This window comes from Streptomyces melanosporofaciens (assembly GCF_900105695.1).
In the GTDB taxonomy this organism is placed as follows: domain Bacteria; phylum Actinomycetota; class Actinomycetes; order Streptomycetales; family Streptomycetaceae; genus Streptomyces; species Streptomyces antimycoticus.
The window spans coordinates 7,022,588-7,037,876 of record NZ_FNST01000002.1 but is presented as its reverse complement, the minus strand read 5'-3'; the positions used below and the strand labels follow the sequence as shown (position 1 = coordinate 7,037,876).

Annotated in this window: 13 protein-coding genes and 1 pseudogene; 8 read left to right on the top strand and 6 right to left on the bottom strand. The window is 72.0% G+C overall.

Annotated features, from left to right (window positions below; translation table 11 throughout):
• Positions 1 to 471: 471 nt before the first annotated feature.
• Positions 472 to 2,031 carry a serine hydrolase domain-containing protein gene (locus BLV72_RS47470; RefSeq protein WP_093467036.1) on the bottom strand — a complete coding sequence of 520 codons (1,560 nt, stop codon included), beginning with the start codon at positions 2,029 to 2,031 and terminating at the stop codon, positions 472 to 474.
• A 110-nt stretch (positions 2,032 to 2,141) separates the two neighbouring features.
• Between BLV72_RS47470 and BLV72_RS33410 the strand changes: the two genes are divergently transcribed.
• The gene (locus tag BLV72_RS33410; RefSeq protein ID WP_093470696.1) at positions 2,142 to 3,362 is read left to right on the top strand and encodes a sensor histidine kinase; all 1,221 of its coding nucleotides are present in this window, start codon (positions 2,142 to 2,144) and stop codon (positions 3,360 to 3,362) included.
• Positions 3,353 to 4,000, top strand: a complete 648-nt coding sequence (locus BLV72_RS33405; RefSeq protein ID WP_093467035.1) for a response regulator transcription factor — start codon at positions 3,353 to 3,355, stop codon at positions 3,998 to 4,000. Before BLV72_RS33410 ends, BLV72_RS33405 begins: the two co-directional genes overlap by 10 nt.
• 32 nt (positions 4,001 to 4,032) lie before the next feature.
• On the opposite strand, the gene sigJ is transcribed toward BLV72_RS33405, so the two are convergent.
• The gene (gene sigJ, locus BLV72_RS33400) at positions 4,033 to 4,923 is read right to left on the bottom strand and encodes an RNA polymerase sigma factor SigJ (RefSeq protein ID WP_093467033.1); all 891 of its coding nucleotides are present in this window, start codon (positions 4,921 to 4,923) and stop codon (positions 4,033 to 4,035) included.
• A gap of 199 nt (positions 4,924 to 5,122) precedes the next feature.
• Between sigJ and BLV72_RS33395 the strand changes: the two genes are divergently transcribed.
• Positions 5,123 to 6,961, top strand: a complete 1,839-nt coding sequence (locus BLV72_RS33395) for a glycoside hydrolase family 9 protein (protein WP_093467032.1) — start codon at positions 5,123 to 5,125, stop codon at positions 6,959 to 6,961.
• Between the two features lie 61 nt (positions 6,962 to 7,022).
• On the opposite strand, the gene BLV72_RS33390 is transcribed toward BLV72_RS33395, so the two are convergent.
• Entirely contained in the window at positions 7,023 to 7,511 is a 489-nt protein-coding gene (locus tag BLV72_RS33390) for a glutathione peroxidase (RefSeq protein ID WP_093467030.1), read from the bottom strand.
• Positions 7,512 to 7,783: 272 nt separating this feature from the next.
• Positions 7,784 to 8,128, bottom strand: a complete 345-nt coding sequence (locus tag BLV72_RS50355) for a hypothetical protein (protein WP_244321529.1) — start codon at positions 8,126 to 8,128, stop codon at positions 7,784 to 7,786.
• A gap of 10 nt (positions 8,129 to 8,138) precedes the next feature.
• On the opposite strand from BLV72_RS50355, the pseudogene BLV72_RS50350 reads away from it, so the two are divergent.
• Positions 8,139 to 8,207 (top strand): annotated as a pseudogene (locus BLV72_RS50350) (DUF3761 domain-containing protein); the annotation flags it as partial.
• 67 nt (positions 8,208 to 8,274) lie between these two features.
• Here BLV72_RS50350 and BLV72_RS33380 read toward each other — a convergent pair.
• Complete coding sequence (locus tag BLV72_RS33380; RefSeq protein WP_093467027.1) at positions 8,275 to 9,189, bottom strand: YceI family protein; 915 nt, start codon at positions 9,187 to 9,189, stop codon at positions 8,275 to 8,277.
• Positions 9,190 to 9,279: 90 nt separating this feature from the next.
• Entirely contained in the window at positions 9,280 to 11,028 is a 1,749-nt protein-coding gene (locus tag BLV72_RS33375; protein ID WP_093467026.1) for an FAD-dependent oxidoreductase, read from the bottom strand.
• 24 nt (positions 11,029 to 11,052) lie between these two features.
• Here BLV72_RS33375 and BLV72_RS48200 point away from each other — a divergent pair, with 24 nt between their 5' ends.
• From BLV72_RS48200 to BLV72_RS33360, 4 genes are all read left to right on the top strand, one after another.
• Entirely contained in the window at positions 11,053 to 11,268 is a 216-nt protein-coding gene (locus BLV72_RS48200) for a hypothetical protein (RefSeq protein ID WP_167746438.1), read from the top strand.
• Positions 11,265 to 13,055 (top strand): sigma-54-dependent Fis family transcriptional regulator, encoded by a 1,791-nt coding sequence (locus BLV72_RS33370; RefSeq protein ID WP_093467024.1) that lies wholly within the window; start codon positions 11,265 to 11,267, stop codon positions 13,053 to 13,055. Before BLV72_RS48200 ends, BLV72_RS33370 begins: the two co-directional genes overlap by 4 nt.
• Before the next feature lie 85 nt (positions 13,056 to 13,140).
• Positions 13,141 to 13,698, top strand: a complete 558-nt coding sequence (locus tag BLV72_RS33365) for a hypothetical protein (protein ID WP_093467023.1) — start codon at positions 13,141 to 13,143, stop codon at positions 13,696 to 13,698.
• 86 nt (positions 13,699 to 13,784) lie between these two features.
• Positions 13,785 to 15,008 carry a phosphorylase family protein gene (locus BLV72_RS33360; RefSeq protein ID WP_093467021.1) on the top strand — a complete coding sequence of 408 codons (1,224 nt, stop codon included), beginning with the start codon at positions 13,785 to 13,787 and terminating at the stop codon, positions 15,006 to 15,008.
• The last annotated feature ends 281 nt before the right edge of the window (positions 15,009 to 15,289 follow it).

The following is a 15,289-nucleotide window of genomic DNA, read 5'->3' as shown; positions in this document are numbered from 1 at the left end:
CGATCTTTGTTTTCATCTGGCGTGCTTGGAAGGCGTGGCAGGAGTTGAAGCGTGCCCGGAGGGAGGCAGCCCAGCGGGAGGGATCGCAGTCCCGCCCGCCCCCGTAGGCCGTCCCGGGCGCCGCGCCGCCCCCTGGCCAAACAGAACGCCGTCCGGTACCTGGCCCGTCTCGGCCCAGAAGACATCGGGCGCCTTGCTCAAGAACTTCTCCAGCTCGTCCGCCAAGTGATCCTCATGACTGCCCTGCTCAGGGGGCTCGAAGGTCGCCCCGTTAGCGGACAGCCTGTGCACCCGCTGCCACTCGTTACCGGCCCATATCTCAATATGCAGGACCCTCATGGCATATAGGGTCCGGTTCTCAAGCCGGTTGAAAACCGGACCCCACCGAGCCGTCAGGCGGTGATGGCCAGCCGGAACCGCATCGGAACCAGAGCGGTGCGTCCGGAAAGAGGTCCGGGCGCGTTGATTCAGTCACTTTCCCCGGCGGGCCTCACCGACGAATACCTGCTCTGCGTCCACCCGCTCGTCCTGGGCGCCGGGCGCCGCCAGAACACGGGCCCTCCGGGCCCGGATCACGGCGAGCGACCGCGCGCTGATCACCGCGGTCGCGGCCAGGGCGGCCGCGGCCGACCAGATGACGAGGGCGGGCCAGACGTAGCTGACCTGAGCCAGGGTTCCCTCGCGGTTCATGAACAGGTCCACCAGGTCGGTGAGTAGGGCGAAGAGGACGATGGGGACGGCGCAGGGCAGCATGCGCAAGCCCACTCGCCACAGCGCCCGGCCCGCGGTGCGCCGTGCCCAGCGGCGTGCCCGAACGGCTCCGAGCACACCCAGCGCGATCGCCAGCAGGGTCAGCGCCGCGAGGGCGTAGTCGGCCTTCATCGTGAACGGAGTGCGCACCGTCGGCGACTTGCCCTGGGCCAGGTCGACCAGCCCGTCGAGCATGACCGCGGCGTCGTCTCCGGAGATCATGCCGGTGTTGGTCACGATCGCGATGCCGGTCCGGCTGTCGGGCAGCAGGGTCTGGATGGCGTTGTGGGTCAGGAGTTCACCGGTGTGCCGGATCTGCCGGGGCTGTTCGCCAGCGGGGCTCAGGGACCAGCCCATCGCGTACTCGCGGTCCTTCGGCGGGGTGTGCATGACGTCGACGCTCCGGGCGGAGACGACGCGCCGCCCCGCCGCGGACACGCCCTGGTTGTTCTGGGCGATCAGCCACCGGGAGAGGTCGTCCGCCGTGGTGACGACGCCGTGGCCGCCGGCCGTGAACCAGCGGGGGTGGGAGCGCGGGAACATCATGCCGTAGGCGCGGACGTAGCCCCGGGCGTGATCGGGCATGTCATCGGTGGTGTCGACCGACTCGGTGTGGGTCATGCCCAGCGGCCGGAACACTTCGGTGGCCATGTAGTCCGCGAAGGGCCGCCCGCTGACGACCTCGACCAGCCGTGCGGAGACGAAGTAGTTGGGGTTATGGTAGTTCCACTCGGTGCCCGGCTCCGCGGCGAGCCGCGCGCCGCGTATGTCCGCGACCGCCTCGGTGAGGGTGTGTGCCTGGGGCCGGGTGAGGTCGGGGTAGGCGGAGTCGGCCATGCCCGATGTCTGGTTCAGCAGCTGCCGTACGGTGATCTTCTCGGCCCGCCGGTCGGCCATCGTGAACTCGGGCAGATAGCGATGGGCCGGTGTGTCGAGGTCGACCCGGCCCTCCTCGACCAGCCGCATGACGGCCAGCGCGGTCATGGACTTGGAGAGCGAGGCCACCGGCACCGGCGTCCGCGCGGTCATGGCCTGCCCGGCCGCGGTGTGCCCGTATCCGGCCGCGTGGACGACCTTGTCGCCCCGGGTGACCGCCATCACGGCGCCCGGCAGATCGGTCCGCTTCATATAGGCGTTGACGTAGGCGTCGATCGAGGCGGCGTTCAGCGTGGGGTGGGTTGGGGTGGTGGCATGCGCGGTCGCCGGGCAACCCAACGCCGTCGAGGCGATGAACAGGGCAATCGCCAGGCGGAAGAGACGTCTGTATCCATGGATCGGCATGGCTCTCATCCCACCGGGAGCGGGGTGGCCGCCACATTGGTGTGCGTACGAGATCAGAGGTAGTGCGCGCACTACCGACCGAGGCCGGACGGGTCGCATATCTTCTGCGGGTGCCTTCTCGAACAGCCTGGCAGGCTCTCGCACAGCATCCCTTGGGGTTCCTGGCCTCGGCGTGGCCCTGGCGGGCGCTGGTCTATCTGCTGTCCGGGGTCGTCTTCGGCGCGATCGCCCTGGTCACGTTGCTGACCATGGCCGTGGCCGGCCTGGTGTCGCTGGTCGTGGTGGTGGGAGCCGGGCTCCTCCTCGCCGTGGCACTGTCGGGCATCGTCGTCACCCGGATCGAACGCCGGCGGCTGCGGCTGGTGGACCTGGACCCGGCACCGGATCCGCACCGGGCTCCTGACCGCCCGGGGCCGCGGGGGTGGCTGGAGACCCGGCTGCGGGAGTCCGCGACCTGGCGGGAGCTGGGTTTCACCGCGGTGTCGCTGACCGCCCTGTGGTGGATGGATCTACTCGTCCTCGGGTTCGCCCTGGCCCTGCCCGTCCTGCTCATGACCTCGCCGATGGATGACCCCGATGCCTGGCCGTGGCTGGTCATCGGCCTGTGCCTGCTGCCCGCGGCGCCGTACACCATCACCGCCTGGGCGGGCGCCCGCGCCGCGCTGACCCGCCTGATCCTCGCACCGCGCGACGGCGAACTGGGCCGGGAGCTGACCGAAGTCCGCGCCTCCCGGGCGCGTCTGGTGGACGCCTTCGACGCCGAGCGCCGCCGGATCGAGCGCGACCTGCACGACGGCGCCCAGCAGCGGCTGGTCTCAATCAATGTCATGCTCGGCCTGGCCGGTCTTGACGCGGAGCCGGGCTCGCCGGTCGCCCGGCAACTCGCTCTGGCCCAGAGCGAAGTCACCCTCGCCGTGGGCGAGTTGCGTGAGCTCAGCCGAGGGGTGCACCCCAAGGCCCTCACCGACCACGGACTCGACGCGGCCGTCGGCAACCTCACCAGCCGCTCCGCCCTGCCGGTCACCGTCGACATCCGGCTTCCCTACCGTCTGCCCATGGCCGTGGAGAGCACGGGGTACTTCGTCGTCGCCGAGGCCCTGGCGAACGCCACCAAGCACAGCCGGGCCACTCAGGCCGAGGTCCACGCCCGGCTGGAAGCGGATGTCCTGACGCTGACGGTCCGTGACAACGGCGTCGGCGGGGCGGATCCGGCCGCGGGCACCGGGCTGGTCGGCCTGGCCGACCGCGTCGCCGCGGCGGACGGCAGACTGCGGATATCCAGCCCGGCGGGCGGCCCTACACTGCTGCGTGTGGAGCTCCCGTGCCGCTGAACATCGTGCTCGCCGAAGACTCACCGCTGTTGCGGGACGGCCTGGTCAGCGTGTTGACCCGGGTCGGCCACCAGGTGTCGGCGGCGGTCGGCGACGCCGACGCGCTGATCGCCGCGGCCCATGAGCACGACCCCGACATCGTCATCACCGATGTACGGATGCCACCGGGCAACGCCGACGACGGCCTCCGCGCCGCGGTCGCGCTCCGCGAGCACCGCGCCACCCTCCCCATTCTGGTGCTCAGCCAGTACATCGAGCAGTCCTACGCCACTCATCTGCTCGACCTGGGCAGCGAGACCGGCATCGGCTATCTGCTCAAGGACCGGGTCAGCGCCGTCACCCAATTCGCGGGCGCGGTCGAGGAGGTGGCCGCCGGTGCGACGGTCATGGACCCCGAAGTGGTGCGCCAGCTCCTGCGCCGACGGCATGCCCCCCTGCGGCAGCTCACCCCCCGGGAGCGGGAGGTCCTCTCCCTCATGGCCGAGGGACGCTCCAACGGCGAGATCGCCCACGGCCTCTATGTCACCGAGGCCGCGGTCAACAAGCATGTCAGCAGCATCCTCCAGAAACTCGACCTCCGCCTGGACGGCCAGGGACACCGACGCGTCCTCGCTGTTCTCGCCTACCTGCGTGCCTGACCGCCCGATGGCCCCGAAACGCGCTCGTGGCGTCAGTCCACAACCGTCAGATCGAGTCCGCTCAGCCGCTCGGGGTCGGCCAGGATGTCGATCGCCACGATCCTGCCGTCCGTGACCGTGAAGGCCAGCACCGAGAACGGGCGGCCCTCCCGGGAGCTGACCAGGCCCACCGCCCCGTTGACGAGCGCGGGACGGGCGAGGAGGCCCGGGCTGCTGAGGCGGGAGAAGGTGAGCGCCTGGTCCGCCACGGCGGCCGCGCCGTACACCTCGCGCGGGGCGGGCGCGGGCGCGGCGCCGTAGTCGGCGCGCAGGACGACATCCGGGTCGAGTACGGAGATCAGCCCCTCGAAGTCGCCGTCGCGCGCGGCGGCGAGGAAGGCGTTCACGACCTCGCGCTGCCGGGCCAGGTCCGCGTCGGGGACCGGGGCCGCTCCGCGCACCCGGCGGCGGGCGCGGCTGGCGAGCTGGCGGGCGGCGGCCGGGGTGCGGTCGACGATGGGGGCGATCTCGTCGAACGGCACGGCGAACAGATCGTGCAGTACGAAGGCCAGCCGTTCGGCGGGGGCCAGCGTCTCCAGGACGACCAGCAGGGCGAGGCCGACGGAGTCGGCGAGCAGCGCCTGGTCCTCGGGGCCGGGCCCGGTCTCACCGCTGATGACCGGGTCGGGGAGGTGCACCCCCAGCGGCTCCTCGCGCCGGGCGGTGCGCGAGCGCAGCATGTCCAGGCAGACCCGGCCGACGACGGTGGTCAGCCAGCCGCCCAGGTTCTCCACCGCGGCGGTGTCGGAGCGGCTGAGCCTCAGCCATGCCTCCTGGACGGCGTCCTCCGCCTCGCTCAGCGAGCCGAGCATGCGGTAGGCCACCGCCCGCAGATGACCGCGGTGGGCCTCGAAGCCCTCCGCCAGAAGGTGGTTCTCGTTCATCGGTCACATCCCCTTGTCGCGGACCGCACCGTCGCAGGCCACACCGTGCTGACGGATGGGCCGGGTGCGGTGTGACGGAGGGGCGGGGTGGTCCGTGCACCCGTCCAGTCCCTTGACGCACTGCGATCACATCATTACATAAATTGGGAGCGCTCCCATTTCTCCCCCGTCTTCCACACCTTCCCAAGGACGGTCCGTCATGCCCGTGCCCCTGTTACCCCGTCCGCGCGGTGCGCGGACCGCCACCGCGCTGCTGACCGGCGCACTGCTGCTGATCGCCGCCCAGTCCGCGCCCGCCGGGGCGGACTCCCCCACGACCCAGGCCGCCGCCTCCGCCGCGCCGTCCGCCGTCCAGGTCAATCAGCTCGGTTATCTGCCGGACGGCCCCAAACGCGCCACCGTCGTGAGCGCGAGCGCCACCGCCCTGCCCTGGCGGCTGCGCGACGCGGCGGGCCGCACCGCCGCCTCGGGCAGCACCACCGTGCGGGGCGCGGACGCCGCCTCCGGGCAGTCGGCCCATCTGGTGGACTTCTCCTCGTACCAGGGGGCGGGCACCGGCTACACCCTCACCGTGGACGGCCGGACCAGCCATCCCTTCGACATCCGCGCGAACCTCTACGACGGGCTGCGGACGGACGCGATGTCCTTCTTCTACCAGCAGCGCAGCGGTATCCCCATCGAGGCGTCACTGGCCGGTCCGGCCTACGCCCGCCCGGCGGGCCATCTGGGGGTCGCCCCCAACCGGGGCGACACCGCCGTGCCCTGCGTCAGCGGGGTGTGCGACTACACCCGGGATGTGCGCGGCGGCTGGTACGACGCGGGTGACCAGGGCAAATACGTGGTCAACGGCGGTCTCGCGGTCTGGCAGCTCGTCAACTCCTTCGAGCGCGCGAAGCGCACGGGGCACGCGGCGGCGCTCGGCGACTCCACCTTGCGCGTCCCCGAGCGCGGCAACGGGATGCCGGATGTGCTCGACGAGGGGCGCTGGGAGCTGGAGTTCCTGATGCGCATGCAGATCCCGGAGGGCAAGCCACGGGCGGGGATGGCCTTCCACAAGGTCCATGACGCCGCCTGGACCGGGCTGCCCACCCGTCCGGAGCAGGACGCCGAGCCGCGCGAGCTGCACGCGCCGTCCACCGCCGCGACCCTCAACCTGGCCGCCGCGGCGGCCCAGTGCGCCCGGGTCTACGCACCGTACGACGCCGCCTTCGCCGCCCGCTGTCTGGACTCCGCGCGCCGCGCCTGGGCCGCCGCGCAGGCGAACCCGAATGTGCTCGCACCGAGCTCGGACTCCACCGGCGGCGGGGCGTACGACGACAGCGAGGTGGGCGACGAGTTCTACTGGGCGGCGGCGGAGCTGTACGCCACCACCGAGGAGGCGCGGTACCGGGACGCGGTCACCTCGTCGCCGTACCACACCGCGAGCGATGTGTTCACCCCGCACGGCTTCAGCTGGCAGGACACCGCGCCCCTCGGCCGGCTCGTCCTGGCCACCGTCCCCAACCGCCTGCCCGCCACCGACCTCGCCCGCGTCCGCGCCTCCGTGATCTCGGCCGCCGACGGACAGCTCAGCACGATGGCCGGCCAGGGATATGGGGTACCGCTGCCGGCGGACGGCTATGTGTGGGGCTCCAACGGCCAGGTGGCCAACAACGCGACCGTCATGGCCATCGCCTACGAACTCACCAAGCAGCGGCGCTACCGCACCGGAGCGCTGGAGACTCTGGACTATCTGCTCGGCCGCAACGCGCTCGGCCAGTCCTACGTCACCGGCTACGGCGAGCACGCCGCGCAGAACCAGCACCACCGCTTCTGGGCGCATCAGTACGACGCCTCGCTGCCGAACCCGCCCGCCGGATCGATCGCGGGCGGCGCCAACGCGGGGCTGCAGGATCCGGTGGCGCAGGAGAAGCTCCCGGGCTGCGCACCCGCGGCGTGCTACATCGACGACATCGGTTCGTACTCGACCAACGAGGTGGCGATCAACTGGAACGCGCCGCTGGCGTGGCTGGCCGCGTTTGCCGCGGAACGCGGCTGAACAGACGGGACGAGCCGACCCGGCGGGTGAGGGGCCACCGGCCCCTCACCCGCCGTCGTTTTCACCGGGGCAGCTGCGCCTCGATCGCGGCGACGACGTCGTCCGCCTCCGGCTCGGTGCGCGGGCGGAACCGGCCCACGACCTCGCCGTCCGGCGAGATCAGGAACTTCTCGAAGTTCCACTGCACATCCCCCGCCTCGCCCTGCGCGTCCGCCGTCCGCGTCAGCTCGGCGTAGAGCGGATGCCGCTGCTCGCCGTTGACATCGGTCTTCTCCAGCAGCGGGAAGGACACGCCATAGGTCGTCGAGCAGAACGTCTGGATCTCCTCGCTCGTCCCCGGCTCCTGCCCGGCGAACTGATTGCACGGAACCCCCAGCACGGTGAACCCGCGCCCGGCATAGCGCTGCTGCAGCCGCTCGAGCCCCTCGTACTGGGGGGTGAGACCGCACTTGGACGCCACATTGACCACCAGCAGCGCCACGCCCCGATGCTCCCCGAGGGAGGTCGGCTCGCCGGTAAGGGTGTGCAGGGGAATGTCGTACAGGCTCATGCGATCAACCGCCTTCGTCGTTCGGTGGGTGAGCCAAATCTATGCGCTGACCATCGCCCATCGCTTCATCACAACTTGACCACATCTGACACAAGCTCTTCACTCTTCAACGAGCGCGGCTACGGTCAACGTCCACGTATCACTCAAGGGGGGACCATGTCCTGGAATAACCAGCCATCACCGGCACCGACGCGCCCCAGATGGGCACGCAAGCGTGTCGCCGTCCCCATCGCGGCCATCCTGCTCTTCGCCGGAGTCGGCATAGGGTCGGCTCAGGGCGAGGACGCGAAGGCGGCGGACGGCGACAAGCCCACGCCCAAGGTGACGGTCACCGTCACGGCCAAGCCGGCCCGGGTGAAGGACACTCCCGAACCGGCTCCCACCGTGACGGTCACCAAGACCGTCACCGCGAAGCCGAAGCCCGTGCCCAAGGCGACGAAGAGCGCTGAGGACGACTCGTCCTCCTCCACCAGCGGTGTCGGCACGTCATCCGGCGGATCGTCCTCGTCGGGCTCCGGGGGCGGCGGGTCGTCATCCGGCGGGTCGTCCGGCTCCTCGTCCGGGGGATCGTCCAGCAGCACGGGCGGATCGAGCAGCGGTGCCACAGCGCTCTGCAACGACGGGACCTACTCGTACGCCGCCCACCACCAGGGCGCGTGCTCGCATCACGGTGGTGTCGCCATCTTCTACAGGTGATCCGATACGACGCTGGGGCGGGCCGCAGGGCCCGCCCCAGCGCCTGCCGAGTGGCGCCGGATGGCGGCTATTCGGGCGGCGTCGGCGTGTCGTGGCTGCGGTACATCGCCTGGATGTCGAGCTCCAGCTTGACCGTGGGTCCGACCACGGCGATGCCGCGGGCGAGCATATTTCGCCAGTTGAGGGTGTAGTCCTCGCGGTGCAGCTCCGCCGTGGCGAGGGCGGCGCAGCGCAGTTCCTGGTCGTAGCCGCCGTTCACGGCGCCGAGGTAGGTGGTGTCCAGGGTCACCGAGCGGCTGACGCCGTGCATGGTGAGGGGGCCCTGGAGGGTCCACTTGGGTCCGCTGCGCCAGGTGAAGCGGTTGCTGGCGAAGTGGATCTCCGGGAAGTTCTCGACGTCGAGGAAGTCCGCCGAGCGCAGGTGGTTGTCGCGGGTGTTGTTGCCGGTATTGATGCTGGAGGCGTCGATGACGACCTCGACGCGGGAGTCCTCCATCCGCTCGGCGATGTGGATGCCGCCCCGGAAGCGGGTGAAGCGGCCGTGCACATTGGCCATGCCGACGTGGCGGGCGATGAAGCGGATCGCGGTGTGCGGCGGGTCGAAGAGCCAGGTGCCCGGCGGGGGAAGCTCAAGCTGCTGGGAGGGCTCCATCTGCACCCGGCGGGGCGGTTCGCTCCGGCCGTGGGCGATGTCGACGGTGAGGCGGTTGGGCTGCAGCCCGCTTCCGGTGAGCAGCACGGTGTACTGCCCCGGTTCGAGCGTGGCGAAGAACAGGCCGTGGGGATCGGTGGTGGCCTTGGCCACCGTACGGGCGGCGCCACGCGTCTCGGTGACGGTGACCTCCACGCCGCCCAAGGCCTGGCCGACGGGGTCCAGGACCTCGCAGCTGAAGGCACCGGCGCCCACGGGCAGGGGGATCGTGAGTCCTGATCCGCGGTCCGGACGCTTGGTGCGCATGCGCCGGAGCAGTGCGAGGGGCATTGCAGTCATCTCACTAACGGTTTCTCTGGGGATGTGGGCGCGTCCATGATGGAGCCCCAGGTCGGGCTCTCTGCGCCGGGGGGGTGGGTGTCAGCCGTGGCCGAGGATCTTCCGTAGTGCCCCGATCAGCAACTCCCCCGCGCGCGGGGACATTTCGGGGTGGCGGAAGCCGATGTGGTTGTCGGGGCGGGTCATCAGGGCCCCGCAGTCGCCGATCTCGCGCAGCCGGGCCCAGTCGCCGTATGGATCCTCGTACTCCTGGCCGGGGCCGATGGAGACGGTGACGAGCTCGATGCCGAGCGCCTTACGGGCCGCCTCGGCGGCCTCCTCCCAGCAGTCGCCGCCGATGCCGGTGAAGAGGGTGAACCGGCCGTGGCCGCCGAGGTCGAGGGTGGACAGCCGCTCACGGCCCCGGACGACCCATGCGTGCGGCAGCTTGGCGCCGGGGCGGGTGCTGGGCTGGTGGTACAGCTCGGGGTCGCGGCCGAAACCGGGGTCGGGGGTGCCGTCGGGGACGATGGCGTCCGAGACGTACCGCTGGTTCATCTCCACACCGTGCGCGTTGAACTCGTACACCTTGGCCGCGATGGCCTCGCGCAGCCCCTGCCGTTGCTTCGCGCCCTCGGGCGTGGCGGCCTTACGGGCGTCGACGTTGCGCCACATCTGCTCGGTGTCGGAGGTGGCGAGCACACCCAGCGCCTCGAAAACCGGCGCGGTCTCACCGATGCTCCGATTGGCCCGCTCGACGATCTGCCGCCCCACCGGCGCCCGTTCGGCGGAGTAGGTGTCCAGAAGGGCGGGGGCGGCCGTGCCGTCGAGGACCAGCTTGAGCTTCCAGGCGAGGTTGTACGCGTCCTGGATGGAGGTGTTGGAGCCCAGCCCGTTGGACGGCGGATGGCGGTGGACGGCGTCGCCCGCGCACAGCACCCGCCGGTCGGTGTAGGTCTCGGCATACAGATGGTTGACGGTCCACGCGGAGGTCGAGGTGATGCGCACGGGGATCGTGTCGTCGCCGAGCAGCCGGTGCACCACGGACCGCGCGAACTCCTCGGTGAGGTCCGGCGGGCCCGCCTCGAGGTCGTAGCCCCACACCACCATCCACTCGGTCCAGGGGCGCACACAGCGCACCAGGCCCGCGCCGATGCCGCCCACCGTCGCGCCCGGGGCCAGCACCCAGTACAGCGTGGAGGGGCGATGGGCGGTCAGATGGGCGAGATCCGCCTCGAAGACGATGTTGAGGCTGCCCGCGACACCCATCCGGCCGACCGTGGGCAGCCCGGCGTTCTCCACGACCCGGCTGCGTCCGCCGTCAGCGCCGACCAGATAGCGGGCCCGCACGCGGTAGGTGTCCCCGCGCAGTCGGTCCTCGACCAGCGCGGTCACGCCGTCGTCCGACTGCTCGTGGGAGAGGTACTCGGTGTGGAAGCGCAGCGCGGTGCCCCGGGAGACGGCGGCGTTCACCAGCACCGGCTCCATCAGGTGCTGGGGCATGTCGCACATCCGGCTGGGGCTGGCCAGTTCATGCGCGGCCTGGACGAGCGGGTCGTTGCCCCAGGAGCGCAGCCGTCCCAGCTCCTCGCCCGCGAGACTGGTGCAGAAGACGGTGTTCCCCATCAGCGGCTGCGGCGTGGCCTGGGCGGTGACCTGGTCCTCGACGCCGAGGTCGCGCAGCACCTCCATGGTGCGCTGGTTGGTGATGTGCGCGCGGGGCGTGTCCGCCAGGCTGCCGTACCGGGTGACCATGACGTTGGACACGCCGTAGGTGCTCAGGGCGAGCGCCGTCGCGGCTCCGGCGGGGCCACTGCCCACGACCAGTACGTCGGTCTCGACGGTCTCCACTGCTGAAGGGCTCCTCTCCGGGTGATGGGCGATCTCCTGACGATCGCCGGTCTCCCGGCGACGGGCAGTCTCCCGGCAACCGGCAACCGGCGACCGGCGACCGGCGACCGGCAATGGGCGACGCCGACCGGCGATCTCCTCACGACCGGCGATCGACCATTGGTGATCTTGTTCCAATACCCGGGCCCCGAGGTGTCTCATTTCGAAACACCGGCGACGTATACGGTGGAGGGGCTGTGACGACCATCGACGACACCCCCGCCGACTCGGCCCTCTCATCGCTGCGCCGGGCGCGCGACCGGTTCCTCAGCGGACGGCCGCCGGGCGACGGGGTCCCCGAGGAGCTCGCCGAAGCCTGGCGGCGGGCGCGGTTCTTCGGCGTACCGCGCGATCTGGTGGCCCCGCCCAGGGTCCGGCCGCCCGAGGAATCACCGCTGCTGGCCGCGGCGCGCCCCGCGCTGGACCGCGTGGCGCCCGCGCTGAGCGGTGAGATGGGGCTGGTGCTCGTCGACTCACGCTGCCGCGCGCTGTGGTCGGGCGGCGGCCGTTACACCGGCACGTCCGCCGATGTGACCGGTCTCGATCTGTCGGAGAAGGCGGTCGGGCACAACAGCGCCGCGCTCGCGCTGCGCACGGGGCTCCGGGCCGAGGTCCACGGCCCGGAGCACTTCCTCGACCTGTGGCAGGAGGTGTGGGCGGTCAGCGTGCCGCTGTACGAGCCGACGGCGGGCCGCCCGGCCGGCACCATCACCGTGGTGGCCCCGCTGGGCGAGGGCCGCGCCGCCCACCCGGGCACGGCCATCGCCGAGGCCGCCGCACACGCGATCGAGACGGAGCTGCTGGGCCGGACGCGCCCGCCGGAGCGGGTGCTGCTCGACGCGTATCTGCGTCAGCGGGCCGACGGGGCGGCCGTGGTGGTGCTCGACGGCAGCAGCCGCCTCGTCAGCCCGGAGGCCGCGCGGCTGCTGTCGCACGAGACGCTGGCGCGGCTGGAACGGCATGCCACGGCCCTCCTCAGGGACGCGGACGCCGGGCCGGAGGGCGCGCACTCCGGGACACCGGAGGAGATCGCCGTACCGGACGGCGCCGGTCTCACCGTAAGGATGACGCGCGTGGTGCACGGGGGCGAGGTCATCGGGGCCGTCGCCACGGTATGCCCGGCGGCCCCGCGGGCGCGGGCGGCGGAGCGGCCGGGCCCTGACCGGCTCCCGGGGCTCGAGGGCACGTCCCCGCCCTGGCGGGTGGCCGTCTCCCGGGCGACGGAGCTGGCGCGGGCCGCGGAGCCGCTGCTGCTGATCGGCGAGGCGGGGGTGGGCAAGACCGCGCTGGCCCGTGCCCTGCTCGGCCGCCGGGGCACGGCCGCACCGCGTCTGGTGGACGCCGCCGAGCAGGTGGCCGGTGAGGTGCCGAGCTGGTGCCGCGAGCTCGCGGAGGGGGACGGCGGCGCCCCGCCGCTGCTCCTGCGCCACGCCGAGCGGCTGGGCCAGTCCGATGTGGCCGCGCTGCTCTCACTGCTGGAGGAGCGACCCGCGGTGCCCTTGGTGGCGACGCATACCCCGGGTGCGCCGACCGGTCCGTGTCTGAGCCGGCTGCTGGACATCCTCTCGGCCCGGTCGGTGACGCTGCCGCCGCTGCGCGAGCGCGTCGAGGACATCCCGGCGCTGCTGGCGGGCCTCGCCCGGCGCCCCTCCCCCGGACGTCCCCCGCTGACCTGGAGCCTGGACGCGCGCCGGGCGCTGGAGCAGCACACCTGGCCGGGCAATGTCACCGAACTCGCCCATGTCGTACGGGAGGTGGCCGAGCGCCGCCGTACCACCGGACCGGTGCGGCGCGAGGAGCTGCCGTACGGACTCCGGGTGCCACCGGCCACCCGCCGTCTGAGTGGCATAGAACGGGCGGAGCGCACGGCGATCCTGGAGGCGCTGCGCCGCCACGGGGACAACAAGGTGCGGGCCGCCGAGTCCCTGGGCATCGGCCGGGCCACGCTGTACCGGAAGTTGCGGGCGTACGGAATGGACCAGGCGTAGGGGAATGGACCAGGCGTAGGGGCGGAAACAGTCACCAGGGGGCCGGTCACAGGGGGGCCGGTCATCGGTCGCGGAGGGGGCAACGGTGACGCGAGACAACAGCGCCGAGGGCGAAGCGGTCACGGGCAGGCTGCTGATCCTGGAGTACGAGCAGGTGAAGGAGGAGCAGCGGGCGCGGATCGGGTTCCGCGACAATCTGCTCTACGCGACACTCGCCGCGATGGCGGCCATCATCACCTTCTCCCTCCAGAGCCATGGACGTCCGGAGCTGCTGTTGCTGCTGCCCCCGGCATCGGCCCTGCTGGGCTGGGCGTATTTGGTCAACGACGAGAAAATATCGGCCATCGGGCGGTACGTCCGGGAGGATCTGGGGCCCCGGCTGGCGGCGCTCGTGCCGGGCCGGCCACCGGTGTTCGGCTGGGAGCGGGCCCACCGCGACGACGGCCGCCGGATCTCCCGCAAGCGGCTGCAACTGGCGGCCGATCTGCTGCTGTTCACGGTGGCGCCGATCGCCGCCCTCGTCGTGTACTGGGCCTCGGAGCCGGTGCGGGCGGTGCTGCTCGCGGTGTCGGTGGCGGAAGTGGCGCTGATCACCGTCCTGGGGGTGCAGATCGTGCTGTACGCGGATCTGCACCGGCCCTGACGCATGAGAACCACAGGGTGCGTCTGAGAACCATAGGGTGCGTCGCATCCGTAAGGTGTCGGCGGAAGCTGTCCTAGGGGGGATCCATGGGCGCTGAGGGCAAGGGCGGGACGGCGCGGGCCGATGTGGTGGTCCTGACCGCGCTGGAGGTCGAGTACCGGGCGGTCCGGGCCCATCTGGAGGAGCCGCGCCCGGTCAGGGCGGAGCGGGGCGCGCTGTTCGAACTGGGCGTGTTCCGCGCCGGATCCGGCGAGCGGACGGTCGCCATCCATATGACGGGTCCGGGGAATTCGGGCGCCGCGGCCTCGGTCGAGCGGGCCGCGGCGCTCTTCGCGCCCCGGGCGGTGCTGTTCGTGGGGGTCGCGGGCGGCCGTAAGGACGTCGCGCTGGGCGATGTGGTGGCCGCCGACGCGGTGTACGACTACGAGACCGGTAAGGACACCGAGTCGGGGTTCCTGCCCCGGCAGAAGACCCATCAGTCCGCCTACGGACTGGTGCAGCTGGCCCGGCTGGTGGCGGCGGGCGACGGGTGGCAGGGGCGGATCCGCCCGGGGGACGACGCGCCACGCCCCCGTGCCCATGTGAAACCCCTCGCGGCGGGCGGACGGGTGGTGGCACACCACCGCTCGGACGCCGGGCTCAGGCTCGCGGCCGGTGCGGGTGACGCGCTCGCGGTGGACATGGAGGGCTTCGGCTTTCTCGCGGGCGCGTACGTCAATCAGCAGCTGGACGCGCTGGTGATCCGCGGCATCTCGGATCTGCTCGGGGACAAGGGCGAGGCGCATGACGAGCGCTGGCAGCCGGTGGCCTCCCGGCACGCGGCCGCCTTCGCCTTCGAACTGATCGGCCGGATCCCGGTGGCGGCGGACGCCCCGGCGGTGGCGGACGCCCCGGTGGCCCAGCCGCTCACCGCCGAGAGTCGGTCCCGCACCGCCGAGACGCGGTCCTTCGCGACCGGTATGCCGTCGCTCGCCACCACCACACGGTCGGTCGCCGCCGAAACGCAGCCCGAAGCACCCCGGCGGCGCAGGCTGACGATCCGTGACCTCGGCGGTCTCGCGGACACGCTGCTGGCCGTGTCCGGGATGACCTCCCCCGCCCGCTGGCAGCAGCTGCTCGACGAGCTGCCCACCGTGGGCACGGCGGTGGGCCGTCAGTCGGGGAGCCGTGCGGAGGCCCTGTCCCTGCTGCGCACCTGCGAGGCACGGCGTGCGATGGGCGAGCTGGTGGAGGTGGTCGCGGTGCTCGCCCCGGACGATCCGGCGGCCGCCGAACTCGCCCGGCGCATCGAGGAGCTCGGATTGGAGTGACCCTCCTCACCCTCCCGGCCCGGCGGGTGCCGAACCCCGGGCCGCCCGCGCGCGGATCCCGCACGTTCCCCGGGCCACGGCGGCAGGGCGTCCCGCACGTCCGGTCGATGGAATCGTCCAGGTGGCCCCCTGGGGAGGGCCGCCCTCCGCCCCACGGGCACCTGCTCCCCCGATCCACCACCGGGACGTGCCCCCACCGCGGCGGGGCCCGCCGGGGGCGGGGACGGTGCCGTGGACATACTCACCCAGGGGGTGTCAGGCGGAACTTGCGGGGAAAACAA

Excerpts from the sequence above, each read along its gene's own strand:
- BLV72_RS33390 (WP_093467030.1), bottom strand. The coding sequence starts at position 7,511 with ATGAGCCTGTACGACATTCCCCTGCACACCCTTACCGGCGAGCCGACC.
- BLV72_RS33395 (WP_093467032.1), top strand. The coding sequence starts at position 5,123 with ATGCCCGTGCCCCTGTTACCCCGTCCGCGCGGTGCGCGGACCGCCACC.
- BLV72_RS48200 (WP_167746438.1), top strand. The coding sequence starts at position 11,053 with ATGGGCGATCTCCTGACGATCGCCGGTCTCCCGGCGACGGGCAGTCTC.
- BLV72_RS47470 (WP_093467036.1), bottom strand. The coding sequence starts at position 2,031 with ATGCCGATCCATGGATACAGACGTCTCTTCCGCCTGGCGATTGCCCTG.
- sigJ (WP_093467033.1), bottom strand. The coding sequence starts at position 4,923 with ATGAACGAGAACCACCTTCTGGCGGAGGGCTTCGAGGCCCACCGCGGT.
- BLV72_RS33380 (WP_093467027.1), bottom strand. The coding sequence starts at position 9,189 with ATGCCCCTCGCACTGCTCCGGCGCATGCGCACCAAGCGTCCGGACCGC.
- BLV72_RS33360 (WP_093467021.1), top strand. The coding sequence starts at position 13,785 with ATGGGCGCTGAGGGCAAGGGCGGGACGGCGCGGGCCGATGTGGTGGTC.